Annotated in this window: 28 protein-coding genes and 1 riboswitch; of the genes, 20 read left to right on the top strand and 8 right to left on the bottom strand. The window is 74.9% G+C overall.

Features of this window, described 5'->3' with window-relative positions; all coding sequences use genetic code 11:
- Positions 1-66 precede the first annotated feature (66 nt).
- Positions 67-1,260 (top strand): methionine adenosyltransferase, encoded by a 1,194-nt coding sequence (metK, locus tag DNK53_RS06240; protein ID WP_110181476.1) that lies wholly within the window; start codon positions 67-69, stop codon positions 1,258-1,260.
- A 60-nt stretch (positions 1,261-1,320) separates the two neighbouring features.
- Positions 1,321-3,372: a primosomal protein N' gene (locus tag DNK53_RS06235; protein WP_204163794.1), complete on the top strand. Its 2,052-nt coding sequence runs from the start codon at positions 1,321-1,323 to the stop codon at positions 3,370-3,372.
- A gap of 36 nt (positions 3,373-3,408) precedes the next feature.
- Here DNK53_RS06235 and DNK53_RS06230 read toward each other — a convergent pair whose 3' ends face one another.
- Both DNK53_RS06230 and DNK53_RS06225 read right to left on the bottom strand, forming a co-directional pair.
- Positions 3,409-4,260, bottom strand: a complete 852-nt coding sequence (locus DNK53_RS06230; RefSeq protein WP_110181475.1) for an ABC transporter permease — start codon at positions 4,258-4,260, stop codon at positions 3,409-3,411.
- Entirely contained in the window at positions 4,257-5,174 is a 918-nt protein-coding gene (locus tag DNK53_RS06225) for an ABC transporter ATP-binding protein (RefSeq protein WP_204163793.1), read from the bottom strand. The genes DNK53_RS06230 and DNK53_RS06225 overlap by 4 nt, the downstream gene beginning before the upstream one ends.
- Positions 5,175-5,297: 123 nt before the next feature.
- Here DNK53_RS06225 and def point away from each other — a divergent pair, with 123 nt between their 5' ends.
- The 14 genes from def to DNK53_RS06155 all read left to right on the top strand — a co-directional run bounded on the left by def (position 5,298) and on the right by DNK53_RS06155 (position 16,448).
- Positions 5,298-5,843, top strand: coding sequence for a peptide deformylase (gene def / locus DNK53_RS06220; protein WP_110181474.1), 546 nt, complete (start codon positions 5,298-5,300; stop codon positions 5,841-5,843).
- 1 nt (position 5,844) lies between these two features.
- Positions 5,845-6,777 carry a methionyl-tRNA formyltransferase gene (gene fmt, locus DNK53_RS06215; protein ID WP_110181473.1) on the top strand — a complete coding sequence of 311 codons (933 nt, stop codon included), beginning with the start codon at positions 5,845-5,847 and terminating at the stop codon, positions 6,775-6,777.
- A 1-nt stretch (position 6,778) separates the two neighbouring features.
- A complete protein-coding gene (locus DNK53_RS06210) occupies positions 6,779-7,234 on the top strand; it encodes an MmcQ/YjbR family DNA-binding protein (protein ID WP_110181472.1) in 456 nt (151 codons plus the stop codon).
- Positions 7,227-8,705 (top strand): RsmB/NOP family class I SAM-dependent RNA methyltransferase, encoded by a 1,479-nt coding sequence (locus tag DNK53_RS06205; protein WP_110182338.1) that lies wholly within the window; start codon positions 7,227-7,229, stop codon positions 8,703-8,705. Before DNK53_RS06210 ends, DNK53_RS06205 begins: the two co-directional genes overlap by 8 nt.
- Before the next feature lie 10 nt (positions 8,706-8,715).
- Positions 8,716-9,675, top strand: coding sequence for a non-homologous end-joining DNA ligase (gene ligD, locus DNK53_RS06200; RefSeq protein ID WP_239456392.1), 960 nt, complete (start codon positions 8,716-8,718; stop codon positions 9,673-9,675).
- Positions 9,676-9,695: 20 nt separating this feature from the next.
- Positions 9,696-10,364, top strand: a complete 669-nt coding sequence (rpe, locus tag DNK53_RS06195; RefSeq protein ID WP_110181470.1) for a ribulose-phosphate 3-epimerase — start codon at positions 9,696-9,698, stop codon at positions 10,362-10,364.
- Positions 10,365-10,437: 73 nt separating this feature from the next.
- Positions 10,438-10,596: riboswitch (FMN riboswitch) on the top strand.
- A gap of 83 nt (positions 10,597-10,679) precedes the next feature.
- The gene (gene ribD, locus DNK53_RS06190; RefSeq protein ID WP_239456391.1) at positions 10,680-11,732 is read left to right on the top strand and encodes a bifunctional diaminohydroxyphosphoribosylaminopyrimidine deaminase/5-amino-6-(5-phosphoribosylamino)uracil reductase RibD; all 1,053 of its coding nucleotides are present in this window, start codon (positions 10,680-10,682) and stop codon (positions 11,730-11,732) included.
- Positions 11,732-12,364 carry a riboflavin synthase gene (locus DNK53_RS06185; RefSeq protein WP_110181469.1) on the top strand — a complete coding sequence of 211 codons (633 nt, stop codon included), beginning with the start codon at positions 11,732-11,734 and terminating at the stop codon, positions 12,362-12,364. The genes ribD and DNK53_RS06185 overlap by 1 nt, the downstream gene beginning before the upstream one ends.
- Entirely contained in the window at positions 12,361-13,095 is a 735-nt protein-coding gene (locus tag DNK53_RS06180) for a nicotinamide mononucleotide transporter family protein (protein ID WP_420846485.1), read from the top strand. Before DNK53_RS06185 ends, DNK53_RS06180 begins: the two co-directional genes overlap by 4 nt.
- The gene (locus DNK53_RS06175; protein WP_110181467.1) at positions 13,092-14,324 is read left to right on the top strand and encodes a bifunctional 3,4-dihydroxy-2-butanone-4-phosphate synthase/GTP cyclohydrolase II; all 1,233 of its coding nucleotides are present in this window, start codon (positions 13,092-13,094) and stop codon (positions 14,322-14,324) included. Before DNK53_RS06180 ends, DNK53_RS06175 begins: the two co-directional genes overlap by 4 nt.
- Positions 14,321-14,833, top strand: a complete 513-nt coding sequence (ribH, locus tag DNK53_RS06170; protein WP_110181466.1) for a 6,7-dimethyl-8-ribityllumazine synthase — start codon at positions 14,321-14,323, stop codon at positions 14,831-14,833. Before DNK53_RS06175 ends, ribH begins: the two co-directional genes overlap by 4 nt.
- Before the next feature lie 29 nt (positions 14,834-14,862).
- Entirely contained in the window at positions 14,863-15,126 is a 264-nt protein-coding gene (locus tag DNK53_RS06165; protein WP_110181465.1) for a phosphoribosyl-ATP diphosphatase, read from the top strand.
- Positions 15,127-15,139: 13 nt separating this feature from the next.
- Positions 15,140-16,006 carry an ATP phosphoribosyltransferase gene (gene hisG / locus DNK53_RS06160; protein WP_204163792.1) on the top strand — a complete coding sequence of 289 codons (867 nt, stop codon included), beginning with the start codon at positions 15,140-15,142 and terminating at the stop codon, positions 16,004-16,006.
- The gene (locus DNK53_RS06155) at positions 15,990-16,448 is read left to right on the top strand and encodes a PH domain-containing protein (protein ID WP_110181464.1); all 459 of its coding nucleotides are present in this window, start codon (positions 15,990-15,992) and stop codon (positions 16,446-16,448) included. Before hisG ends, DNK53_RS06155 begins: the two co-directional genes overlap by 17 nt.
- A gap of 48 nt (positions 16,449-16,496) precedes the next feature.
- Here the strand turns inward: DNK53_RS06155 and DNK53_RS06150 are convergent, their stop codons facing one another.
- The 6 genes from DNK53_RS06150 to DNK53_RS06125 all read right to left on the bottom strand — a co-directional run bounded on the left by DNK53_RS06150 (position 16,497) and on the right by DNK53_RS06125 (position 22,720).
- A complete protein-coding gene (locus tag DNK53_RS06150; protein WP_110181463.1) occupies positions 16,497-17,774 on the bottom strand; it encodes a DUF1501 domain-containing protein in 1,278 nt (425 codons plus the stop codon).
- Positions 17,775-17,779: 5 nt separating this feature from the next.
- A complete protein-coding gene (locus DNK53_RS06145) occupies positions 17,780-19,348 on the bottom strand; it encodes a DUF1800 domain-containing protein (RefSeq protein WP_110181462.1) in 1,569 nt (522 codons plus the stop codon).
- A 138-nt stretch (positions 19,349-19,486) separates the two neighbouring features.
- Positions 19,487-20,407, bottom strand: a complete 921-nt coding sequence (locus tag DNK53_RS06140; RefSeq protein ID WP_110182335.1) for an aldose 1-epimerase family protein — start codon at positions 20,405-20,407, stop codon at positions 19,487-19,489.
- A 10-nt stretch (positions 20,408-20,417) separates the two neighbouring features.
- Positions 20,418-20,999, bottom strand: coding sequence for a nucleoside/nucleotide kinase family protein (locus DNK53_RS06135; protein ID WP_239456390.1), 582 nt, complete (start codon positions 20,997-20,999; stop codon positions 20,418-20,420).
- A gap of 3 nt (positions 21,000-21,002) precedes the next feature.
- Entirely contained in the window at positions 21,003-22,235 is a 1,233-nt protein-coding gene (locus tag DNK53_RS06130; protein WP_110181461.1) for an amino acid deaminase/aldolase, read from the bottom strand.
- Entirely contained in the window at positions 22,235-22,720 is a 486-nt protein-coding gene (locus DNK53_RS06125; RefSeq protein WP_110181460.1) for a cellulose synthase, read from the bottom strand. The genes DNK53_RS06130 and DNK53_RS06125 overlap by 1 nt, the downstream gene beginning before the upstream one ends.
- 71 nt (positions 22,721-22,791) lie before the next feature.
- Between DNK53_RS06125 and DNK53_RS06120 the strand changes: the two genes are divergently transcribed.
- From DNK53_RS06120 to rplT, 4 genes are all read left to right on the top strand, one after another.
- On the top strand, positions 22,792-23,319 hold the full coding sequence (locus DNK53_RS06120) for an SseB family protein (RefSeq protein ID WP_110181459.1): 528 nt from the start codon (positions 22,792-22,794) through the stop codon (positions 23,317-23,319).
- Between the two features lie 195 nt (positions 23,320-23,514).
- Positions 23,515-24,282 carry a translation initiation factor IF-3 gene (gene infC, locus DNK53_RS06115; RefSeq protein ID WP_420846484.1) on the top strand — a complete coding sequence of 256 codons (768 nt, stop codon included), beginning with the start codon at positions 23,515-23,517 and terminating at the stop codon, positions 24,280-24,282.
- Between the two features lie 66 nt (positions 24,283-24,348).
- Positions 24,349-24,543, top strand: coding sequence for a 50S ribosomal protein L35 (rpmI, locus tag DNK53_RS06110; RefSeq protein WP_110181458.1), 195 nt, complete (start codon positions 24,349-24,351; stop codon positions 24,541-24,543).
- Positions 24,544-24,614: 71 nt separating this feature from the next.
- Positions 24,615-24,998, top strand: coding sequence for a 50S ribosomal protein L20 (gene rplT / locus DNK53_RS06105; protein WP_110181457.1), 384 nt, complete (start codon positions 24,615-24,617; stop codon positions 24,996-24,998).
- Positions 24,999-25,006 lie beyond the last annotated feature (8 nt).

Genomic DNA, 25,006 nt, shown 5'->3' with positions numbered 1-25,006 from the left:
CGGCCCGGGCCTGCCGGTGCCCCCGACCCACAGCGCCACCAACACCTCAAGGGAGAGAGTGACATCGTGTCTGGACGCCTTTTCACGTCCGAGTCGGTGACCGAGGGTCATCCGGACAAGATCGCTGACCAGATCAGCGACACGGTGCTCGACTACCTGCTCGAGCACGACCCCCAGAGCCGCGTGGCCGTGGAGACCCTGCTGACCACGGGCCTCGTCGTGGTCGCGGGCGAGGTCACCACCAAGGCCTACGCCCCGGTGGCGCAGCTCGTCCGGGAGCGGATCCTCGAGATCGGCTACGACAGCTCCGACAAGGGCTTCGACGGCCGCTCCTGCGGGGTCCAGGTGGCGATCGGCGCCCAGTCGCCCGACATCGCCCAGGGCGTCGACGACGCCTACGAGGAGCGCGTCGAGACCTCGAGCGACGAGCTCGACAAGCAGGGCGCCGGCGACCAGGGGCTGATGTTCGGCTACGCCTGCGACGACACTCCCGAGCTGATGCCGCTGCCGATCACCATCGCGCAGCGCCTCGCCGAGCGTCTCTCCGCAGTCCGCAAGGACGGCACGCTGCCGCACCTGCGCCCCGACGGCAAGACCCAGGTCACCATCGAGTACGACGCCGAGAACCGGCCCGTCCGGGTGGACACCGTGGTCCTCTCCACCCAGCACTCGGAGGAGACCGACCTCGCCAAGCTCGAGACCGAGATCCAGCAGCACGTGATCGACCCCGTGCTCGCGTCGTTCGACATCCCCTCCGAGGGCTACCGGATGCTGGTCAACCCCACCGGCCGCTTCGTCATCGGCGGGCCGATGGGCGACGCCGGCCTGACCGGCCGCAAGATCATCATCGACACCTACGGCGGCATGGCCCGCCACGGCGGCGGCGCCTTCTCGGGCAAGGACCCGTCCAAGGTGGACCGCTCCGCGGCGTACGCGATGCGCTGGGTGGCCAAGAACGTCGTGGCTGCCGGCCTGGCCCGCCGCTGCGAGGCCCAGGTGGCCTACGCGATCGGCAAGGCCGCCCCGGTGGGCGTCTTCATCGAGACCTTCGGCACCGGCGTCGTCGACGACGAGAGGATCCAGAAGGCCGTCCTCGAGGTCTTCGACCTGCGCCCCGCCGCGATCATCCGCGACCTGGACCTGCTGAAGCCGAAGTACGCCGCGACCGCCGCGTACGGCCACTTCGGCCGGGAGCTGCCGGGCTTCACCTGGGAGGTCACGGACCGGGCGGACGAGCTGCGCGCCGCCGCCGGTCTCTGACCGTCACCTCCTGGTCCGCCGGTCCCGACGATGTCGGGGCGGACTGGTAGACACCTCCGCATGAGCGAGCACGAGGCCGGGCAGCCGGAGATGCTGCCCGGCCTCCGTGCGTCCGTGGCCGAGGCCCGGGCCCGCACGAGGGACCGGAGCCGCCGCCGGGCCGAGGAGGCCGAGCCCGCCGCGGTCGACCCCGTCGCCCGGGTCCTGGTGGACGTCCCCCTGGCCCACCTGGACCGCCCCTTCGACTACGCGGTCCCCGTCGCGATGGCCGCGACGGCGGTGCCCGGGGCGCGGGTCAAGGTCCGCTTCGCCGGCCAGGACGTCGACGGATTCGTCGTCGAGCGCGCCGCAAGCAGCGACCACCCGGGTCGCCTGGCGCCCCTGCGGCGGGTCGTGAGTCCCGAGCCGGTGCTGAGCCCCGAGGTCGCCGAGCTCACCGCCCGCGTGGCCCACCGGTACGCCGGGGCGCGCGCCGACGTCCTGCGCCTCGCCGTGCCGCCCCGGCACGCGACGGTCGAGGCAGCGACCACCCCCGGTCCGGCGCCGTCGCCCACCCTCGACCTGGGCCGTGCCCAGCGGGCCTGGGCCGGCCAGGGGGACGCCGGCGCGTTCCTGGCCGCACTGGCCGCGGGAGGGTCCCCGCGGGCCGTCTGGCAGGCGGCCCCCGCGACGCCCTGGCCGACCTTGCTGGCCGAGGCGGCTGCCGTGACCCTGGCCTCCGGCCGGGGGGTGCTGCTGTGCGTCCCGGACCACCGGGACGTGAGCCGGCTCTCCGCCGCCCTGGACGCCGTGCTGGGTAAGGACCGCCACGCGGTGCTCACCGCCGACGGCGGGCCGGCGCGCCGCTACGCGGCGTTCCTCTCGGTGTCCCGCGGTGAGCGTCGCGCCGTCGTCGGGACGCGGTCGGCGGCCTTCGCCCCGGTCCACGACCTGGGGCTCGTGGCGGTCTGGGACGACGGCGACGACCTCCACGCGGAGCCGCGCGCCCCCTACCCCCACACCCGCGAGGTGCTCCTCACCCGGGCCGAGCTGAGCGGCGCCGCCGCGCTCGTCGGCGGCTTCGCGCGGACTTGCGAGGCGGAGTACCTGGTGCGCACCGGCTGGGCCCGCCCGCTGGTGGCTGCGCGCGAGGTGGTCCGGGCGGCCGCCCGCACCGACGTGGTGCCGGGCGAGGACCGCGGCGTGCCTGCCCGCATCCCCGGCCCCGCGCAGGCCATGCTCCGCTCCGCCCTGCGGTCCGGGCCGGTGCTGGTGCAGGTGCCGCGGTCGGGCTGGGCCCCCTCGCTGGCCTGCGAGCGGTGCCGCACGCCCGCGCGCTGCGGCGCCTGTCGCGGCCCGCTGGAACTGGGGAGCAGCACCCGGCCGCCGCGCTGCCGGTGGTGCGGCACGCACGACGAGCACTGGTCCTGTCCCGAGTGCGGCCACCGCGGGCTGCGGGCGCCCGTGGTGGGTCGGGACCGCACGGCCGAGGAGCTGGGGCGCAGCCTGCCCGGCGCGACGATCCGCAGCTCGGGGGGAGACCGGGTCCTGGCCGCGGTGGGGGAGCGGCCCGAGGTCGTGGTGGCGACCCCGGGCGCCGAGCCGGTGGCGGCGGCCGGCTACGCCGCCGTCCTCCTGCTCGACACGTGGGTCCCCCTGGGCCGCACCGACCTGCGCACCGACGAGGAGGCGCTCCGCCGCTGGATGGCCGCCGGCGGGCTCGTCCGCCCGGGTGGCCGGGTGATGGCCGTGGGCGACCCCGCCCACCCGGCCCTGCAGGCCCTGGTCCGGTGGGACCCGGCCGGCTTCGCCCACCGCGAGCTGGAGGTCCGCGCCCAGGCCCACCTCCCGCCCGTGGTCCGGCTCGCGACGATCACGGGGGAGCCGGGCGCGGTCGACGACGCGTTGACGCTGCTGGCGCTGCCGGAGGTCGCCGAGGTCCTGGGTCCGGTCCCCGTCCCCGCACCGTCGCGCGGGCCGAGGGCCGAGGGCCCGGACGAGGTGCGTCTCGTCGTGCGGGTGCCGCGCGCCCTCGGGCCCGCGCTCTCCGACGCCCTCGGCGAGCTGCAGCGCATCCGGTCCGCGCGCAAGCTGCAGGCGGTGCGGGTCCAGGTGGACCCCCACGAGCTCTGAGCGTTTGGGCGGTCGGGTGACCACTGCTGCGTCAGGTCACCGGACCCACTGCATGCTGGCCTCGCGCGCGGCCTCCACCTGGGAGCCGGTCTGCCGCCTCGCCATCCGACGCAGGACGACCGGCGTCACGAGCGCCCCGACCACGGCCCAGGCCCCGAGGACGCCCACCGTCTCCAGGACGCGCCAGCTCTCGCCCACCTCGAGGGCCGCCGCGGAGTCCGGCAGGAAGGCCGAGCGCAACCCGAGCGCGACCCAGTAGACCGGGAACGCCTGGGCGAGGACCTGCACCCAGCCCCAGAGCTGTTCGAGCGGGTAGAAGATCCCGGAGATGCCGACGAGGAAGAGGATCGGCAGCATCCCCCAGGTGCCGAGCTTCTGCGGGCTGGGCACCAGGCCGCCCAGCACCAGTCCGAGGGGGAGGGTGGCCACCAGTCCGAGCAGGACCACCCAGGTCACGGTCAGCCAGCCGGTCGGCTCGCTCATCAAACCCTCGAAGAGCAGGAAGCTGGGCACCAGGACGACCAGGAGCTGGGGGAGCAGGCCCAGGACGTGGAAGAGCAGCTGACCGGCGAAGTAGCCCTGGACCCCGTGCGGGACGGCCTTGTGCCGGAGGAGGGTCCCGTCCTCCTTCTCCATCGCGAGCGAGCTGGCCGGCCCGATCACCATGCCGAAGCAGATCAACGCCCCGAGGATGCTCGGCAGCAGGACGGTGGGCGCCGTCAGGTCCGTGCCGTCGACGACCTCGTCCCGCTGGGTCCAGAGGTAGCCCACCGTGAGGACGGCGGTGAAGAGGTAGTAGCCCTGGTCCTGCGGGCTCCGGATGCTCTGCACGAACTCGGTCCAGCCGCGGCGCAGCCCCAGCCGCCAGGCGTGGGTCGCCGCGTTCACCGGGCCACCTCCGTGAAGAGCCGCGCAGCGGCGTCCTGCTGGCCGGACTCGTGCCGCCGTACCAGGGAGAGGTAGGCCTCCTCGAGGCTGGCCCGGCGCACCTCGAGGTCCGCCAGCGCGTCCCCGTGCGTGTCGAGCAGGTCGCGGACGAAGGCGGTCGCGTCGGTGACGGCGGCGGTGCGTCGCTCCGCCCCGACCCGCCACCGGACGGTGGCCTCGCCCTCGACGCGCCGGGCGAGACCGTCGACCGTGTCGTCGGCGGCGATCTGCCCGCCGGCCAGCACGAGCACGCGGGTCGCGAGCTTCTCCGCCTCGGCCAGGTCGTGCGTGGTCAGCAGGATGGTGGTCCCCTCGGCGGCGGCGAGCCGCTGGATCAGGTCGTGGAACTCCCGGCGCGCCTGCGGGTCGAAGCCGGTGGTCGGCTCGTCGAGGAAGAGCAGCTCGGGGCGACCGACGATGGCGGCCGCCACGTCCAGCCGGCGCCGCTGGCCGCCGGAGAGCGTGACGAGCTTGCGGTCGGCGTGCTCGGTGAGCCCCACGGTCTCCAGGAGCAGCGCGGTGTCGTGCGGCCGCGGTCTGCCGGGCTCGGAGTAGGGCTCGAAGAACCGCCCCAGGTGGTCCAGCAGCCGACGCGGGGTCCAGCGCGGGTGGTCGCGCCACGACTGCAGGACGACGCCCGTCCGCGCCCGCCAGTCCTCGGGGGCGGTCGCCGGGTCGTGCCCCAGCACCCCCACCTCGCCGGCCGAGCGGATCCGGAAGCCCTCCAGGATCTCGATCGTGGTGGTCTTGCCGGCCCCGTTGGGGCCCAGCAGGCAGACCACCTCCCCGGCCTCCACGTGGAAGTCGACGCCGGTCAGCACGTCGGTGTCGCCGTAGCGCATCCGGAGGTCGCGGACCTCCACCACTGTCGTCATGTCACCCTCCCCGGTCCAGACCGCGTCAGTCTGGCAGGACCGGCGCCCGACCGCACCGTCGCGGGTGCGCGCCGGACGGGTTCGTAGACTGGGCGGCCACACGACGCGAGGAGCTCAGTTCACGTGGCAGTCCAGCCCATCCGCCTGTTCGGCGACCCGGTCCTCCGGAGACCGGCCATGGAGGTCGACTCCTTCGACAAGGAGATCCGCACCCTCGTCCGGGACCTCACCGACACGATGCTGGCGGCTCCCGGGGCGGGGCTGGCCGCGCCGCAGATCGGGGTGGGCCTCCGGGTCTTCACCTGGCACGTGGAAGGAGAGGTGGGCCACCTCGTCAACCCCACGCTGAGCCTCTCCGACGAGGTGCAGGACGGTCCCGAGGGGTGCCTCTCCCTCCCCGACCTGACCTTCGACTGCCGGCGGGCGCTCCGGGTCGTCGCCGACGGCTTCGACATGCACGGCGAGCCCCTGCGGATCGAGGGCTCCGAGCTGCTGGCGCGGGCCATCCAGCACGAGACGGACCACCTCGACGGCGTGCTCTTCATCGACCGGCTCGACGCCGAGGCCCGCAAGGCCGCCATGCGGGCGATCCGCGAGTCCGAGTGGTTCGGCCTCGAGCAGCCCGTCGTCAAGGTCTCCCCCCACCCCACGAACGGTTTCGGTCTCTGACATGCGCCTCGTCTTCGCCGGCACCCCCGAGGTCGCCGTCCCCGCCCTCGACGCCCTCGTCGCGTCCCGCCACGACGTCGTCGGCGTCGTCACCCGCCCCGACGCCCCCGCGGGCCGCGGTCGCAGGCTGGTCGCCAGCCCGGTCGCGCAGCGCGCCGAGGAGCTCGGGCTGCCGGTGCTCAAGCCCGACCACCCGCGCGACCCCGAGTTCCAGGCGGCGCTGAAGGCCCTGGCGCCGGACTGCTGCCCGGTCGTCGCCTACGGCGCCCTGCTGCCCCAGTCGGCGCTCGACCTGGTGCCGCACGGCTGGGTCAACCTGCACTTCTCGGTGCTGCCGTCCTGGCGCGGCGCCGCCCCGGTCCAGCACGCCCTCTGGGCCGGCGACGAGGTCACCGGCGCGACGACGTTCCGGATCGTCAAGGAGCTGGACGCCGGTCCCACCTTCGGGGTGATGACCGAGCGGATCCGCGAGGACGACACCGCGGGCGACCTCCTGGCCCGCCTGGCCGAGGGCGGGGCCGGGTTGCTGGTCCAGACCCTCGACGGCATCGAGTCGGGCTCCCTGGAGGCCCGTGAGCAGCAGGCCGAGGGCGTCTCCTTCGCCCCCAAGATCACCGTCGAGGACGCCCGGGTCGACTGGACCGAGCCCGCCGTGGCCGTTGACCGCCGCGTCCGCGCCTGCACGCCCGGCCCCGGCGCCTGGAGCACCCACGACGGCGAGCGGCTCAAGCTCGGGCCCGTGCGTCCCGCCCCCGACCAGCCCCGGCTCGCGCCCGGCGAGGTGGAGGTGACCAAGAAGGCGCTCTTCGTCGGCACCGCCACCGACCCGGTGCGGCTGGGTCGCGTCAAGCCCTTCGGCAAGAAGGAGATGGACGCGGCCGACTGGGCGCGGGGGGCCCGGCTGGAGTCCGGGTTCCGGCTGGGCGACGCCTGACATGGCCGGGCGCGGCGAGGAGCAGGACGACGGCTCGCGGCCCGCGCGCCCGGAGGACGTCGAGGCGATCTGCGGCGCACTGCCCGAGACCGAGCTCGGCGTCACCTGGGGCGACGTCCCGACCTGGAAGGTCCCCCGGGGCGAGAAGGGCAGGGGCTTCCTGCTCTACCGCCACCCCCATCCCAGCGCCGTCGACCCGGCGACGGGGGAGGAGTACGACGACCTGCTGGTGGTCGTCGTGGCCGACGAGGGCGAGAAGGCCGCACTCGTCGACGACCCCGGCACGCCCTTCTTCACCATCGACCACTTCCGCCGCACCCACGCGGTGCTGGTCCAGCAGTCCCGCCTGGGCGAGCTCACCCTCGCCGAGCTGCGCGAGGTGCTGACCGAGGCGTGGGCGTGCCGCGCCCCGAAGCGCCTCGTCGCCGACCTCCGGGCAGGTGGGCTCGGTGGCTGACCCGCGGGCCCGTCGGGGGCGTCGTCCGGGCGGACGCCCCCCGCGGCCCCGCCCGGAGGCCGACGCGCCCCGCCGGGCCGCCCTCGACGTGCTCGTCGCGGTCCGCGTGGACGACGCGTACACCAACCTGGTCCTGCCGTCGGTGCTGCGGGCGCACGGCCTCACGGGCCGCGACGCCGCCTTCACCACCGAGCTCGTCTCGGGCACCCTGCGCCGCCGCGGCACGTACGACGCCGTCCTGGCCGCCTGCGTGGACCGGCCGCTGGCGAAGGTCCAGGCGAAGGTCCTGGACGCGCTCCGCCTCGGCACCCACCAGCTGCTCTCGATGCGGGTGCCTGCTCACGCGGCCCTGAGCAGCACCGTCGACCTGGTCCGCTCGACGGTCGGCCCGGGGGCCGCCGGCTTCGCCAACGCGGTGCTCCGCCGGGTCAGCGAGCACGACCTGGCCGGCTGGGTGCGTCGGGTCGCGCCCGACCCGACCACCGACCCCCGGGGCTTCCTCGCCGTCGCGCACTCGCACCCGCGCTGGGTCGTGGACCAGCTGGGCGCGTCGCTGGCCCGGAGCCCGGGCGCGCCCGGCCCCGACGGCGTCGCCGACGTCGACGCCGAGCTGGAGCGGCTGCTCGCGGCCGACAACGACCCGCCCGCCGTGGTCCTCGTGGCACGCCCCGGCCGGTCGGTCCCGGCCGAGCTGCCGGGGGAGCCCACCGGGCTCTCGCCGTTCGGCGTCGTGCTGGCGGGCGGCGACCCCGGCGAGGTCCCCGCGGTCGCCGAGGGGCGCGCCGGCGTGCAGGACGAGGGATCCCAGCTGGTGGCCCTCGCGCTCGCCCGGGCGGTGCTGGCAGCCCCGGCGGACGGGGCGCCGCGGACCGAGCGGTGGCTCGACCTCTGCGCCGGGCCGGGCGGCAAGTCCGCCCTGCTGGCCGCGCTGGCCGGGACGGAGTCCGGCGCGGCCGCCGGCGCGCGGCTGCTCGCGGTCGAGCGGCAGGAGCACCGGGCCCGCCTGGTCCGCCGGGCGCTCGCGGGGGCCGACGCGGCGCTCGGCGTGGTCACCGCCGACGGGACCGTCCCCGCCTGGGACCCCGGCACCTTCGACCGCGTGCTCGTCGACGTGCCCTGCACGGGTCTCGGCGCCCTGCGACGTCGGCCGGAGTCCCGGTGGCGGCGCACGGAGGGCGACCTCGCCGGCCTCCTGCCGCTGCAGCGCGCCCTGCTCGACCGGGCGCTCGACGCGGTCCGGCCCGGCGGCGTGGTGCTCTACTCCACCTGCTCGCCGGTCCTGGCGGAGACCGCGGACGTCGTCGCGGCGGTGCTGTCGGAGCGCGGGGACGTCGACCTCGTCGACCTCGCCCCGGTGCTCCCGGAGGCGCGGGACGCCGCGGGTCCGTTGCCGGGCACGCTCCAGCTGTGGCCGCACCGGCACCGCACCGATGCGATGTTCATGGCCCTGCTGCGCCGGGGCGACGGCTAGCCTGCTGTCCGTGCCGTCCAAGCCTCCCGCCGTCGAGATCGAGGTCGACGACCGCGTGGTGCGGGTGAGCAACCCCGACCGCGTCTACTTCCCCGAGACCGGGGCCACGAAGCTCGACCTGGTCGAGTACTACCTGGCCGTGGGCGACGGGATCGTCAACGCCCTGCGCGAGCGTCCGTGCATGCTGCACCGCTTCCCCAAGGGGCTGGCGGGGGAGAAGGTCCACCAGAAGCGGCTCCCCGCCGGGGCGCCCCCCTGGGTGAAGACGGTCGAGCTGTTCTTCCCGCGCTGGAAGCGGACGGCCGACGAGCTGTGCGTGACCGAGCTCGCCCAGGTGGTCTGGGCGGTGCAGATGTCGACGGTCGAGTTCCACCCGTGGAACAGCCGCCGCGCCGACACCGAGAAGCCCGACGAGTGGCGGATCGACCTCGACCCCGGCCCCGACTCCGACTGGGCGCAGGTGCGGCGGGTCGCCCACGTGGTCCACGAGGTGCTCGACGAGCTGGGGGCGACCGGGTTCCCCAAGACCAGCGGCGGGTCGGGGCTCCACGTCTACGTCCGGATCCCGCCCGAGCACGGCTTCTCCGACGTGCGTCGGGCGGCCCTGGCCTTCGCCCGGGAGGTCGAGCGCCGGGCGCCCGACGACGTCACCACGGCGTGGTGGCGCAAGGACCGCGACCCGGCCGCGCTCTTCGTGGACTACAACCAGAACGCCCGCGACCACACGATCGCGGCGGCGTACTCCGTGCGCGGGGTCCCGGACGCCCGGGTCTCCACCCCGGTGCGCTGGGACGAGGTGGACGACGTGGTGCCGCAGGACTTCACGATCGCCACGGTGCCGGCTCGGTACGCCGAGCTCGGCGACCTGCACGCCGGGATCGACGACGCGGTCTTCGACCTCGCGCCCCTGCTGGAGTGGGCGGAGCGCGACGAGGCCGAGGGAGCCGAGCCCCCGGCCGACCCCGACTGACCCGCACCTACGATGTCGGCGTGGGAATCCAGATCACGCCGAGCATCCTCAACGCCGACCTCGCCGCCCTCGGGGCCGAGGTGTCCCGGATCGGCAGCGCCGACTGGGTGCACGTCGACGTGATGGACAACCACTTCGTGCCGAACCTGACCCTCGGGCTCCCGGTGGTCGAGAGCCTCGCCCGCCACACCGCGATCCCCCTCGACGCCCACCTGATGATCGAGGACCCCGACCGGTGGGCGCCGGCGTACGCCGAGGCCGGCTGCGGCAGCGTCACCTTCCACGCCGAGGCGGCGAAGGCGCCGGTCCGCCTGGCCCGCGAGATCCGGGCCCAGGGCGCGCGGGCCAGCATGGCGCTGAAGCCCGCCACCCCCGTGGAGCCCTACGAGGCGCTGCTGCCCGAGCTCGACATGCTGCTGGTCATGACCGTCGAGCCCGGCTTCGGCGGGCAGAAGTTCCTCGACCTCTGCCTGCCCAAGATCCGGGCGGCCCGCGCGCTGATGCGCAAGCACGGCGTCGAGACCTGGCTCCAGGTCGACGGCGGCGTCAGCCTCGAGACGATCGAGCGGTGCGCCGAGGCGGGCGCCGACGTCTTCGTCGCGGGCTCGGCCGTCTACTCCGCCGACGACCCCGACGCCATGGTCCGTGAGCTGCGGGCGAAGGCCGAGACCGCGGCCGCCTCCGCCTGAGCGTGTCGTCCACCACACCGGATGCGGAGCAGCGGGTGCCGTGTGGCAGAGTGGCCCCCGCAAGCTGAAGAGCTCGCGTGCTCTGGGGGCGGTGAAACTCCGCACCGGCGGTGACCGAGCGAGGCGTCCGCGCCTCGACCGGAAGTCCGCGACCCGGCCACCGCCAGTGGCCGGTTGACCAGGTGGAACTCCTGGACCGACGGTCAAAGTCCGGATGAGAAGACGCACGCAGGTCTCCGACGCCGTCCCCCGCCGTGCGGGTGGCGCCGCCGACGACCACGCCCCCGAGAGTCCGCGACGGACCCGGGAGAGGCGATGACCACCAGCCAGGCGGAGCGCGACGCCATGCGCCGCGCCCTCGCGCTCGCGACGACCCCGGGCGTGCCGCTCGGGCCCAACCCGCGGGTGGGCTGCGTCCTGCTGGACGACGACGGCCGCGTCGTCGCCGAGGGGTTCCACCGCGGGGCCGGCACCCCGCACGCCGAGGCCGACGCCCTGGCCCGGGCCGGCTCGGACGCCCGCGGCACCACCGCGGTGGTCACCCTGGAGCCCTGCCACCACACGGGCCGCACCGGTCCGTGCTCGCAGGCGCTGCTGGCGGCCGGCGTGCGACGGGTGGTCTTCGCCCAGGCCGATCCCAACCCGGTCGCCCGCGGCGGTGGCGAGGCCCTGCGGGAGGCCGGGGTCGAGGTGGCCGAGGGCCTGCTCGCCGCGGAGGCCCGCGCGGTCAACCGCGCGTGGACCTTCGCCCACGAGCACGGCCGCCCCTTCGTCACGTGGAAGTTCGCCACCACCCTGGACGGTCGCAGCGCCGCCGCCGACGGCACCAGCCGCTGGGTCAGCTCGCGCCCCGCCCGGGTCGACACCCACCGCCTCCGGGCGCTCTGCGACACGATCCTGGTGGGCACCAACACGGTCGTCGTCGACGACCCACGGCTCACGGTCCGCGACGCCGACGACCGCGACCTCCCCGTCCAGCTGCTGCGGGCGGTGATGGGCCTGCGCGAGCTCCCCGACGACCGCCGCGTGCTCGACGACGCCGCCGAGACCGTCCTGCTGCGCACCCGCGACCCGCACGAGGCGCTGGCCCTGCTGCGGGCACGGGAGCGGCAGCACGTATTCCTCGAGGGCGGGCCGACCCTGGCGGCGGCGTTCCTGGCCGCCGGGCTGGTCGACGAGGTCGTCGCGTACGTGGCGCCGATGCTGCTGGGCTCCGGCCGCTCCAGCGTCGGCGACCTGGGGATCGCCACGATCGCCGACGCCCACCACCTCGACGTCGTCGACGTGACCGTCCTCGGCGAGGGCGCCGAGACCAACGTGCGCCTCACCATGACCCCCCAGCGACCCGTGCCCCTGCAGGAGGACTGATGTTCACCGGAATCGTGGAGGAGCTCGGCACCGTGCACGCGGTGCTCGACCAGGGCGACGCCCTCCGCCTCACCATCGCTGCCGAGACCGTGCTGGACGACGTCCACCTGGGTGACTCGATCTCGGTCAACGGCTGCTGCCTGACCGTGAGCGACACCGGCTCGTCGGTGCCGGGGGGAGCGGTCGACCTGTGGACCGCCGACCTGATGCAGGAGACCCTCGACCGGACCAGCCTCGCGGGGGTCGCCCCCGGCGACCGGGTCAACCTCGAGCGCGCCGTCACCGCCGACAAGCGCCTGGGCGGCCACATCGTCCAGGGCCACGTCGACGGGGTCGGCGAGGTGCTGGCACGCACCCCCAGCGAGCACTGGGAGGTCGTGGAGGTCTCGATGCCTCCCGAGATGGCGCCGTACCTCGTCGAGAAGGGGTCGATCACGGTGGACGGCGTCAGCCTCACCCTGGTCGACGTGGGCGAGCGCAGCTTCACGGTCAGCCTGATCCCCGAGACCCTGGCCCGCACCACCCTCGGGTTCCGCCGGGTCGGGGACCGGGTCAACCTCGAGACCGACGTCATCGCCAAGCACGTGGCCAAGCTGGTCCGCGCCTACCTGCCGCAGGGCGGGGAGGCATGATGGGCCTGCTCGAATGGCTGGTGCAGGGCACCATCGCCGTCCCCGGCGGCAGCCTGAGCGCCCCCGAGGTCGTGGGCAACGTCTTCGGCCTCGCCTCCGCCCTGCTCGGCATGCGCCGCGTGGTCTGGGCCTGGCCGGTGGGGCTGGTCGGCAACGTCCTCCTCTTCACGGTCTTTGCCAGCGGCTCGCTGAGCGGCGTCGTCGCCGAGCCCCTGTGGGGGCAGGCCGGCCGCCAGGTCTTCTTCGCGGCCGTGAGCCTCTACGGCTGGGTGCGCTGGAACCGCCTGCGTCGCCACGCCCGCGCCGCCGACGGCGGGGCGATCGCCCCGCGCTGGGCCACCTGGGGCGAGCGGGCCCTGCTGGCGCTGGTCGGCGCCGTCGGGTACGCCGTGGCGTACGTCGTCCTGGAGCGGCTGGGCTCGTGGGGCCCCGCGACCGAGGCCTGGATCCTCGCCGGCTCGGTGCTGGCGACCTGGGGGATGGCGCGCGGCTGGGTCGAGTTCTGGCTGGTCTGGCTCCTCGTCGACGTCGTCGGGGTGACCAGCCTCCTGCGGGCCGGCTACCACCCCACGGCCGTCATGTACCTCGTCTACGCCGGCTTCGTCGTCCTCGGCTTCGTCGTGTGGTGGCGCGCCGCCGGCGCCGTCCCGGCCCCCCGCACCCCCCAACCGCCGGCCGAGGCCGGTCCGAGCCACCCCACCCGGGTGGTCCCCGAAGGAGTCAACGCATGAGCATCCGACTGGACCCCGTCGAGCGGGCTGTCGCCGACATCGCCGCCGGGAAGGCGGTGCTGGTCGTCGACGACGAGGACCGCGAGAACGAGGGCGACATCATCTTCGCCGCCAGCAAGGCGACGCCCGAGCTGATGGCGTTCACGATCCGGCACTCCAGCGGGGTGATCTGCGTGCCGATGCCGGCCGCCATGCTCGACCGGCTCGAGATCCCGCTGATGACGCCCCACAACAAGGACAAGCTGCGCACGGCGTACACGATCTCGGTGGACGCCCGGGACGGCGTCAGCACCGGGATCTCGGCGGCCGACCGCGCCCACACCGCGCGGGTGCTCGCCGACTCCGCCACCGAGCCGTGGGAGCTGACCCGGCCCGGCCACGTCTTCCCCCTGCGCTACCGCGAGGGCGGGGTGCTGGTGCGTCGCGGGCACACCGAGGCCGCCGTCGACCTCGCCCGCCTCGCCGGGCTGACCCCGGCCGGCGTGCTGGTCGAGGTCGTGAACGACGACGGGACGATGAAGCGCGGCCCCGAGCTGCGCGAGTTCGCCGACGAGCACGGCCTGGCGATGATCTCCATCGACGACCTGGTCCGCTACCGCCGCCGGCACGAGATGCACGTGGAGCGGGTCGCCGAGACGCGGCTCCCCACCCGGCACGGCGACTTCACCGCGGTGGGCTACCGGATCACCGTCGACGGGTCGGAGCACGTCGCGCTGGTCCGCGGCGACCTGGCCGACCTGGCCGGTGACGAGCCGGTGCTCACCCGCGTGCACTCCGAGTGCCTCACGGGCGACGTCTTCGGCAGCCGGCGCTGCGACTGCGGCCCCCAGCTCGAGGAGGCGCTGGACCGGATCGCCGAGGAGGGCCGCGGCGTCGTGGTCTACCTGCGCGGCCACGAGGGCCGGGGGATCGGGCTGGTCGGCAAGCTGCAGGCCTACGAGCTCCAGGACGGCGGCCGGGACACGGTCGACGCCAACCTCGACCTCGGCCTCCCCGCCGACGCCCGGCACTACGGCGCCGCCACCCAGGTCCTGCGCGACCTGGGCGTGGGTGCCGTCCGGCTGATGACCAACAACCCCGAGAAGACCCGGAGCCTGGAGGACTACGGCATCCGGGTCGCCGAGCGGGTCCCGCTCACCCCCCACCCCAACGACCACAACCTGGCCTACCTGCTGACGAAGCGGGACCGCATGGGCCACCAGCTCCCCGACCTGGAGGAACAGTCATGAGCGGATCCGGAAGCCCCGTCCTCGGCGACGTCGACGCCTCGGGCCTGAGGGTCGCCGTCGTGGCGGCCAGCTGGCACGAGCAGGTGATGGACGGCCTCCTGGCGGGCGCCCGACGGGCGCTCGCCGACGCCGGCGCCGAGGACGCGACCGAGGTCCGGGTGCCGGGCACGTTCGAGCTCCCCGTGGTCGCCGGCGCCCTCGCGGCCGCCGGCCACGACGCGGTGGTGGCCCTGGGCGTGGTGATCCGCGGCGGGACCCCCCACTTCGAGTACGTCTGCTCGGCCGCGACCGACGGGCTCAACCGGGTCGCGCTGGACCACGGGGTCGCCGTCGGCTTCGGGGTGCTCACCTGCGACGACGAGCAGCAGGCGCTGGACCGGGCCGGGCTGCCCGGCTCGTCGGAGGACAAGGGCCACGAGGCGGCCTCGGCCGCGCTCGCCACGGCCCGCCTGCTCCGGGACCTCGCGGCCGGGGCCGGCGACCCCGACCGGGTGGACCGGCGTGGGTGAGCGGCGACCGACCGCCTAGGCTGGGCGCCGTGAAGACGTTCGAAGGTCTGTGGGGCGAGCTCAGCGAGCTCGCCCGGACCCGCCCCGAGGGATCCGGCACGGTGCGAGCCCTGGACGCCGGCGTCCATGCGATCGGGAAGAAGCTGGTCGAGGAGGCCGCCGAGTCCTGGATGGCCGCCGAGCACGAGGGCAAGGAGCGGGCGGCGGAGGAGATCAGCCAACTGCTCTACCACGCGCAGGTCCTCATGCTGGCCAGCGGCATCACCCTCGACGACGTCTACGCTCACTTGTGAGGCCTGGGAACCGATGACCGAAGAGCAGAACGGGACGCTGCTGCGCGTCGCCGTGCCCAACAAGGGCGCGCTGTCGCAGGCCGCCTCCGAGATCCTGCGTGAGGCCGGCTACCGGCAGCGCAGCGACTCCAAGGAGCTCGCTCTCGTCGACCCCGAGAACGGCGTCGAGTTCTTCTACCTGCGACCGCGCGACATCGCGCTCTACGTGGGGGAGGGCACCCTCGACGTCGGGATCACGGGCCGCGACCTGCTGCTCGACTCCGGCGCCCAGGCCGACGAGGTCCTGGGCCTCGGCTTCGGGCGCTCGAAGTTCCACTTCGCCGGGCCGGCCGGGCGGTGCACGAGCCTCGAGGACCTCGAGGGCAAGCGGATCGCCACCTCCTACACGGGCGTGGTCGAGACCTTCCTGGCCGAGCGGGGGATCGGGGCCACCGTGCTGCGCCTCGACGGCGCCGTCGAGACCAGCATCCAGCTCGGCGTGGCCGACGTGATCGCCGACGTGGTCGAGACCGGCTCCACCCTGCGGGCCGCGGGGCTGGCGGTCTTCGGCGAGGTGATCCTGTCCTCCGAGGCGGTGATGATCGGCCGTCGGGGCCCCGCCCCGGCCGGGCTCGAGGTCTTCCGCCGCCGGATCGAGGGCGTGCTGGTGGCCCGCTCCTACGTGATGATGGACTACGACATCCGCAGCGAGCAGGTCTCCGACGCCGTCGCGCTGACCCCCGGGATCGAGGGGCCGACCGTCTCGCCGCTGCACCGTGAGGGATGGGTCGCCGTGCGCGCCATGGTCCCGCGCGAGGGCAGCCAGCGGCTGATGGACGAGCTCTACGACCTGGGTGCCCGCGGCATCCTCCTGACCGACGTCCATGCCTGCCGGCTCTGACGCGTCGCTGCCGCGGACGTGGCGCCCGCTGGGCGTCCGGCTCGCGGCGACCGCCTGCGGCGTGATGCTCGTGGTGATCTGCACGTTCGCGTGGTTCGGGTTCGACGAGTCGATCCGCGAGCGGTTCACGCTCTTCCAGAAGAGCACGATCGCCTTCCTGGGCCTGCTGGCCTTCGCGGTCGGCCACGCGCTGGCGCGCTCCCGGGTGGAGGCGCGGGCCGACGTGCTGCTGGTGGTCAACGGCTACCGGTACCGGCGGCTGGCCTGGCCCCAGGTCGTGGCGGTGCGGATGCCTCCCGGCTCCCCGTGGGCCTCGCTCGACCTCAGCGACGGGACCACCGTGCCGGTGATGGGCATCCAGGGGTCCGACGGGGCCCGGGCCCGCGCCGCCGTGCGCGAGCTGCGCGGGCACGTCGAGCGTCTCGGCGCCCAGCCGGGCTGACCGGTCGCGCCGGTCCGCCGGTCCCGCCCGTCGCCCTCGGGCGCTCGCTCAGCGGCCCAGCATCGCCCCGACCCGCGTGGGGGTGAAGCCCGGGAAGACCGTCGGGATGCTGGCGCCGAACCGGGACGAGACGACCTCCGCGAGCACGCTGCGGTAGTCGGTGGTGACCAGGAGGTCGGAGTCCGCGCCGTCCTGGAGGCCGGGCCAGCTCCCGTGGTAGCCGCCCCGGACACCGGCCCCGAGCAGCAGCATGACGGTGCCGTAGCCGTGGTCCAGCCCGCCGTTGGCGTTCTCCCGGACGCGCCGGCCGAACTCGCTCAGGCAGACGACGGTCACCTGCTCGCCGAGGGTGCCCAGGTCGGCGAAGAAGGCGGCCAGCGCGTCGGCCAGCTGGCCGGCGTTCGTCTTCATCGCCCCGCCCGCGACGGTGCCCACCCCGGTGTGCATGTCCCAGTCGCCGTGGTCGACGGTGACCACCTCGACGCCGACGTCGCTGCGCACGATGCGCGCGACCTCGCTGAGGGCCCGGCCGAGGTCGTGGGCGGGGTAGGTGACGCCGTTCTGGGGAGTCTTCTCCGACGCCTTGACGGGGGCGAACTCGCCCACCGCGGCGAAGGTCGCGCGCATCGACCGGGCCAGGTGTGTCTGCCGGCCGTCCCACAGGGTGTGCAGGGAGCGGACCCGCCCCCCGCCGACGTCCCACTGGTCCGCCCCCGCGATCCCGACGTCCGCGACCGTGCGGGTCGTGAGGTGGGGTGCCGGGCCGTAGAGCGAGGCGGGGGAGCTGCCGCCCAGGTGCATCGCCTGGAGCGGGGTGCCCAGCGACTGTGCACCCACCAGGCGGTTCAGCCAGCCGGTGCGGCTGGTGGCGCCGGGAGCCGCGTCCTCCAGCTCCTCCATGGCGGAGAAGTGCGAGCGGTTGCGGGCAGGCAGCCCGGCGGCGTGGACGGCGGCCACCTTGCCCTGCTGCCAGAGGGGCAGGAGGGGGGCGAGCGCCGGGTGGAGGCCGAAGAACGGGTCGGCCGCCAGCAGCGACTCGGTCGGCACCGCCAGGCGCGGGCGTGCCTGCGCGTAGACGGGATCGCCGTGCGGCACGACGAGGGAGAGGCCGTCGGCCGCCCCCCGGAGAGAGAGGACGACGACGACGCCCCGGGCCCGGCCGCTGGCCGCGACCGCGGCGGGCTGGACGACGGCGGAGCCGAAGGCCGTCGCGACCCCGGCTGCCACGGCGCCGCCGAGGAAGGCGCGGCGCGAGGAGCGGGCGAGGTCGGCGAACTCGGCGCAGCAGGACGTGGTCGCGCCCCGGGGCGCGGGGGAGGAGGCCATGGGGGTCACCTGACGAAGAAGGCGGGGGAGTCGAGGAAGGTGGTCAGCAGCCGGGGCATGGTCCAGCGCACCAGCGGGTGGTCGTGGGTGATCTTCTCGCCCGGGCGCAGGTTGGTCGCCTCGCAGCAGGCCTTGAGCATCTCCCGCGTCGAGGGCTGGTGCAGGAGCTCGCGGGACAGGTGGTCGACCAGCTCGTCGAAGCGCATGCCGGACTTCGGCACCCAGGACCTCGGCGGGCGGTAGCGCACGTCCTTGGTGGGCCACCAGCCCCCGGCCATGGAGTAGTGGGTCCGGAACGAGGCGAGGAGCCGGCTCGTGGAGGACCAGGCGGCGTTGTCCAGCGGCGTGCCGTCGGGGCGGGGCCACGAGAAGGGCATCGCCCCGATCGTCTGCGCCTGCCACAGCATGGCGTTGGCGGCCGAGTCGGGCGCGGTCGGCCGGCCCATCCGCACGCGCAGCGCCCGGTAGGTCGCCACGACGTCCTCGGACGGGTCTCGGACCTTGTCGCCGACCGAGCGCCGGAACTCGCGGGAGTCGACCAGGGCCTCGAGCACCGGCCGGATCTCGGTGTCGTGGGCCAGGTAGACCTTCGCCAGGCGGGAGACGAGCCGGGCCGGCGGGTCGTCGGAGACGAACTTCACCGCGAGCTTGTGGGCGATCCGCCGGGCGGTGTCGGGGTGGTGGGCCAGGTAGCGGAGGTAGCGCCGGGTGACGGCCCGTCCGTCCGGGTCGTGGTTGGGGTCGGAGAACCCCTTGACCCGCACCCGTCCCGTGGCGTGCAGGTCGGGGCGGTAGGACGCCTCCCAGCTGCGCCACATATCGACGTACCACCCGGTGAGGATCCGGGCGGAGTCCTTGACGTCGGCCTCGTCGAAGCCGCCACGGCCCACGGTGTGCAGCTCGAGCAGCTCGCGGCCAAGGTTCTCGTTGGGGCTGGTCGCGGTGGAGCTGGCGTTGTCGAGGTAGATCAGCATCGCCGGGTGGGTGATCGCCGCCAGCAGCAGCTCGTCGAAGCGCCCCAGGGCGTGGCGCCGGATCGTCTCCCCGTAGTCGCGCCGGTAGAGGAACCACTGCTCGCCGTTGGTGGGGACGTTGAGGTGGTTCTCCCAGAACTGGGCCATCGTCTCCTGCACCTGGCGGCGGGAGTGCATGCGGCGGGCCATCACCCAGCGCTGGTAGTCCTCCATCACCAGCCACCCGCCGCGGATGCCGTCGGAGTGGTTCTTCCACAGGGTCAGCGGCCCGTGGTCGAGCATCGGCCACCAGGCGGCGGTCCGGGCGTGGGTGCGGTCGCGGACCCTGGACGGCTGGAGCTGCCAGGCGAACCACGCCCGGGCTCCGCCCTTGCGCCGTACCTCGCGGGCCAGCTCGGGGGTGACCCCGTAGCTGAACCGGCTGACCAGGTGGCGGTCCTGCTTGTCGAGCAGGGGGCGCTGGGCCCACGTGCGGGTCCGGTGGCCAGGGGCCGCCGCGGCCGGGACGACGGCGCCGAGCGTTCCGGCGGTCGCGCCGCCGAGGGCCAGGGTCCCGCCGCGCAGCACCGCGCGCCGGTCCGGGGAGGTCCGAGACTGCATGGACAGGAGACTAGGAGGTCGTCGCCCCCGTGTCCTGCGAACGGCGTCCCGCGAACGGCGCCCGGCGAACGGCGCCCGGCGAACGGCGTCCCGCGCACGGCGCCCCGCGCACGGCGTCCCGCGCACGGCGACGCGGGCTCAGGCCGCGGCGACGAGCCAGGACGCGGCGAAGGCGTCGCCCGGCTCCCCGGCGGGGGCGAGCACCACGAGGTCCTCGCCGGAGCGGAACGCGTCGGGCGGGGCGGTCATCGGCTCCACCGCCAGCGAACGGCGGGCGGTGGCACCGGCGCCGTCGGCGGTGAAGAGCTGGAGCCAAGGGTGGTGCTCGTCGACGCGCAGCCGTACGCCGTCCCCGGTGCGGGGGTCCCGCAACGTCACCGTCGCCCAGCCGTCGGCGTCCCGGGCGAGGTCGGTGTAGGCGTCGTTGAGGGCGGTGCCGCCCACCAGCCGCGGGGCGGTGAAGTCGTACGCCGTCCCGGCCACCTGCTCGCTGCCGACCGGCAGCAGGCGCTCGTCCACGAGGGCGCGGCGGGACGCGGGGAGGTGGAGCTCGAGGTGGTCGACGGGCCCGTCCCCGACCGCCAGGTAGGGGTGGGCCCCGCTGGCGTAGGGGGCGGGCTCGGGGGAGCGGTTGCGGACCGACTGGGTGACGGTGAGCCCGTCGGGGCCGAGCGCGTAGCGCACGTGCAGGTCCAGCCGCCAGGGGTAGCCGGACTGCGCCATCAGCCGGTGGCCGAGCTCCACCGCGTCGCCGGTGTGCGCCAGCGTGGTCCACGGGACCCAGCGCGCGAGCCCGTGGGAGGCGTTGCCGGTGCCCGGGTCGGTGAGGCCCAGCCGGAGGTCGCGGCCGCCGAACCGGTAGGCGCCGTCCCGGATGCGGTTCGGCCACGGCACGAGCAGCTGCCCGCGGCCGCCCGACGACATCTCGTCGGCGCCGAACCCGTCGAGCAGCGCGCGGCCCCGGTGCTCGAGCAGGCGGAGCGCCCCGCCGCCCTCGGTGACCACCGCCCGGTAGCCGTCGGCCTCGAGGGTCAGCTGGTCGCCGCTGGGAGAGCTCATGAGGCGCACCCTAGCCACCGTCCTCCGGACCCGTGAGCAGGCACAGGTCGGCCCGTTCCCGCGTGCCCTCGAGGGCGAAGTGCGCGGCCTCGCGCGCCGCCCACTCGTGCCAGTGCGGGGCGAAGGCCTCACCGTCGCGCGCCAGTCCGCGGGCCAGCCGCAGCGGCAGCGGTGCCTCCACCCACGCCAGCGCGTCGCGGTAGGGGGCCGTCAGGCGGGAGCCCGCGCCCACGCCCTCGACCACGAGCAGCTCGGCGGCCTCGACCGGGACCCGCCCCGAGAACCGGCCCGCGACCCAGTCGTAGTGCCGGTGCGCGGCGGGGCGCCCACCCGCCCGCGGGGCCAGCACGTCGGCCACCAGGTCGGCGACCATGCGGGGCAGCCCCCCGCGCCAACCCGCCAGGAGGTCGTCGAGGTGGACCACGCCCGCCCCGGGGCGGGCGGCGACCAGCGCGGCCGCCAGCGTCGTCTTGCCGGAACCCGACGGCCCGTCGACGCAGACGACCGCGGTGCCCCGCCCTGCCCGACGGGCCGCCGTGAGGCGGAGCAGGCGGTCGACCGCGGTCGGGCCGTCCCGCAGGAGGTCGGGCACGGCTCAGAAGGCCTGGCCGGCGCCGCGGTAGGTCGGGACGGTCTCGACGACCTCGCTGCCGCTCACCAGGTGGACCTCCCGGACGTGCTCGAAGAGCTCGCCCGACTTGGCGTGCCGGAACCACACGAGGTCCCCGATGCCGAGTCCCGCGGCGGGGTGACCCGTGAGCGGGGTCTGCACCTCGCCGGCCCCCTCGAGGGCGGTCAGCTCGAGGCCCGGGGGACACCACGGCACGGGCTGCCGGTCGGGGCCGGGCGGGCCGGAGGCGACCAGCCCGCCCCCGTGGACCGTGACGACGCCCGGGGCCGGCCGGCGCGTCACCGGCACGGCGAAGAAGGCGGCGGGGCGGGGCCGGAACGAGCGGTAGTGGTCGAACAGGCCCGGCACCAGCAGCCCGGAGCCGGCCGCCACCTCCGTGACGTGGGGGTCGGCCGCACTGGTCTCCACCGAGCCGGAGCCCCCGGAGTTCCACAGCTCGAGCGGCCCGTGGGGCGCCAGCGCCCGTGCCACCTCGGCGCGGCGGGCGGCGAGCTGGCGGACCGAGGCGGCCTTCATCCGGCGTACCACCGCGGACCGGGCGCGCTCACCGGGGACGTCGTCGGGGACGCCGGCGACCTGGCCCTCGTAGGTCATCACGCCGACCAGCCGGAAGCCGTCGCGGCGGGTCACCTCGGCGGCCAGCGCCGCGACGCCCGCGCCGTCGTGGAGGGGCGAGCGCTTGGGGCCCACGTGCTGACCCGCCAGCCGCAGCCCGGCGTCGACGTCCAGGACCACCCGGACCTGGACGGCCTTGGAGGCGCGCAGGGCGTCCACCACGTCGAGGTGGGCCACGTCGTCGACCATCAGCGCGACGGCCGCGGCCGCCGAGGGCGAGGCGACGAGCTCGGCCAGCGCGACGCGGTCCACGCTGGGGTAGGCCACGACGACGTCGTCGCACAGGCCCTGCCGGTGCAGCCACAGCGCCTCGGCGACGGTGTAGGCCAGGACGCCGCGGAAGCCGGGACGCGCCAGGGCGCGGGCCACGAGGGCCGGCACCCGCAGCGACTTGGAGGCGACCCGGACGGGGGTGCCGTCCGCGCGGCGCGCCAGGTCCTCGGCGTTCGCGTCGAAGGCGTCGAGGTCGACCACCGCGACGGGCGTCGCGGGCGGGGCGGGGAGCCCGGCCACGGCCTGCTCCAGCCGGCCCCAGAGCCGGTTGCGCTCCACCAGGGCGTCCCGTGTGGGCTCGACCCCCATCAGGTGATCCCCCGCTTGCGCAGCAGCGCCTCGATGTCCGCCAGGTCGTCGTCCACGGGACCGGCCTGTGCGGCGCCGCGGCCGGGGCGTCCCCTCGGCGGGGAGGCAGGCGGAAGCTGGCCGCCCCGCCCACCGGCGCCGAGCGCGGCGTCACCGTCTCCCCGGGGTGCGCGGGGACCGCGGGCCAGCTCGCGGCCCCGCAGGAAGCCCGAGACCAGGAACAGCAGGGCCGACAGCCCGGCCAGCCCGATGCCCGACCACACGACGGGGCTCAGGACCAGGTGGGTGGCCCAGTCGGCCACGGAGCCGGCGATCTCCGTGAACATCTCCAGGGTGCCGGTCAGCCACGCGGCGGCGGGCAGCAGCGTGAACGCCGCGCCCCGGGTGGCGGCCGCGGCCCCACGGTTCTTGGCCGCCCACCACGTCCAGAGCACGCCCACCACGGTCAACGTGAGCGTCAACGCGCCCCAGGTCACCTCGTCCACGCGGCCAGCGTCCCACACGGGGGTGCGCCGCGGGAGCGCCGGCGGTGGGGCGCGTCTAGGCTGGCAGCACCATGGTCGACTCCCCACGCTTCGACGGCGCCCGCATCCTGCAGCCCGGCTTCCCCGGCGACACCGGGTCCGCCGACCCCGCGGTGGCGAGGGCGCTGGCCGACCACCGCGGCGCCGGGGCGGGAGCGGAGACCTTCGCCCTCGCCGTCCGCGCCCTGGCCGGCTCCCGACTGCTCGTCCCCGTGGTCGCCGTGCTGGGCGAGGTCGAGGTGGACGAACGGGGCCTGGCCCACGACAAGTCGAGCGACATGGCCGCCGTCCTCCTCACCGGCGCCGACGGGCGGGTGGCGCTGCTGGCCTTCACCTCGACCGACGCCCTGACGGCCTGGGACCCCGCCGCCCGTCCGGTGCCGGTCGCGGCGGAGGTCGCCGCGCTGAGCGCGGTGCAGGAGGGAGCCGACGCCCTGGTGGTGGACGTGGCCGGCCCCGCGACGTTCGTGCTGGAGGGCCAGGACCTGGAGGCGTTCGGGGCGGGCTGGGAGCTGGCCCGGGTCGGCGACCGCTACGGTTGGCTGCGGCCCGAGGAGTGAGCCCGGGCCCGCGTTTGGCGGGCTGCCGTCCTCTCCGGTAAGATCGCGGAAGTTGACCGACGTGCCCGGATCCACCGGGGGCGTCACCAAGCGGAGGCTTGCAAGACGTCTCCCACCCGCACCGGCCGCACGAGGTCGTCGGGTCCGGTCACGGAGCACCTGCGTGCTCCGGAGTGTCCCCGGGTGTGCTGGGGGATGCGTCTGACTGGCTTCCGCTTGGTACGAGCGGGAGCCATCGTCCATTTCGGGGGCGGTGCCGCGCACACGACCACTGGAGGACTCATCAGCACAGAGCTGCGTATCAACGACCGGATCCGGGTTCCCGAGGTCCGTCTCGTTGGACCCAACGGCGAGACGGTCGGCATCGTGCCGACCGACCAGGCACTGAAGCTTGCCCAGGAGGCGGACCTCGACCTCGTCGAGATCGCCCCGCAGGGCCGCCCGCCCGTCTGCAAGCTCATGGACTACGGGAAGTTCAAGTACGAGAACGCCCAGAAGGCCCGTGAGGCACGACGGAACCAGACGAACGTCATCATCAAGGAGATGAAGCTTCGTCCCAAGATCGACGCGCACGACTACGAGACGAAGAAGGGCCACGTGGTCCGCTTCCTCCGTGCCGGCGACAAGGTCAAGATCACGATCATGTTCCGTGGCCGCGAGCAGCACCGCCCCGAGCTGGGCTTCCGGCTGCTGCAGCGCCTCGCGGAGGACGTCCAGGAGCTGGGCTTCGTCGAGTCGGCGCCCAAGCAGGACGGCCGCAACATGATCATGGTCCTGGGGCCCAACAAGAAGAAGGCCGACGCCAAGGTCGAGCTCCAGGCGGCCAAGGAGAGCAAGGCGGCCGAGAAGGCCGCCGCCGACGCCGAGGAGCGCGCAGCCTTCGCGCCCGAGGCGGGCCGCAAGGTCGCGCAGAAGAAGGAGCGCGGCCGCTCGGAGAACCTCGACCCCGAGATCGAGGCCTGAGCACCACCACGACTTCGGCGACCCGGCCCGGTCGTCGTACGCACCACGAGAAGAGAGAGCATCGACATGCCCAAGAACAAGAGCCACTCCGGTGCCGGCAAGCGCTTCCGCGTGACCGGTTCGGGCAAGATCCTTCGCGAGAAGGCCGGCAAGCGCCACAACCTCGAGAAGAAGGCCTCGAAGGTGACGCGCCGGATGACCGGGACCGTCGAGGTCGCCAAGGCCGACGTTCCGCGTGCCAAGAAGATGCTGGGTCTCTGACCGCTCTTCACCCCCCTCACTTCCCGCCGGTCCACCGACCGGGGGGACGAACAGCAACAAGGAGCTAAGAAATGGCACGCGTCAAGCGGGCAGTCAACGCCCACAAGAAGCGCCGGGTCGTCCTCGAGCGCGCCTCCGGCTACCGCGGGCAGCGGTCGCGCCTCTACCGCAAGGCCAAGGAGCAGGTCACCCACTCCTTGGTCTACAGCTACAACGACCGCCGCAAGAACAAGGGCAACTTCCGCAAGCTGTGGATCCAGCGGATCAACGCGGCCGCCCGCGCCAACGGCATGACCTACAACCGCTTCATCCAGGGCCTGAACCTGGCGGGCATCGAGGTCGACCGCAAGATCCTCGCCGAGCTCGCCGTCAACGACGCGCCGGCCTTCGCCGCCCTCGTCGAGGCTGCCCGGGCCGCCCTCCCCGAGGACGTCAACGCCCCCAAGGCCTCCTGACCCGTCAC

This window comes from Nocardioides solisilvae (assembly GCF_003194625.1).
GTDB classification, from domain to species: domain Bacteria; phylum Actinomycetota; class Actinomycetes; order Propionibacteriales; family Nocardioidaceae; genus Nocardioides; species Nocardioides solisilvae.
Note: the sequence above shows the minus strand (reverse complement) of the source record. Positions and strands in the feature narration are given on the sequence as shown.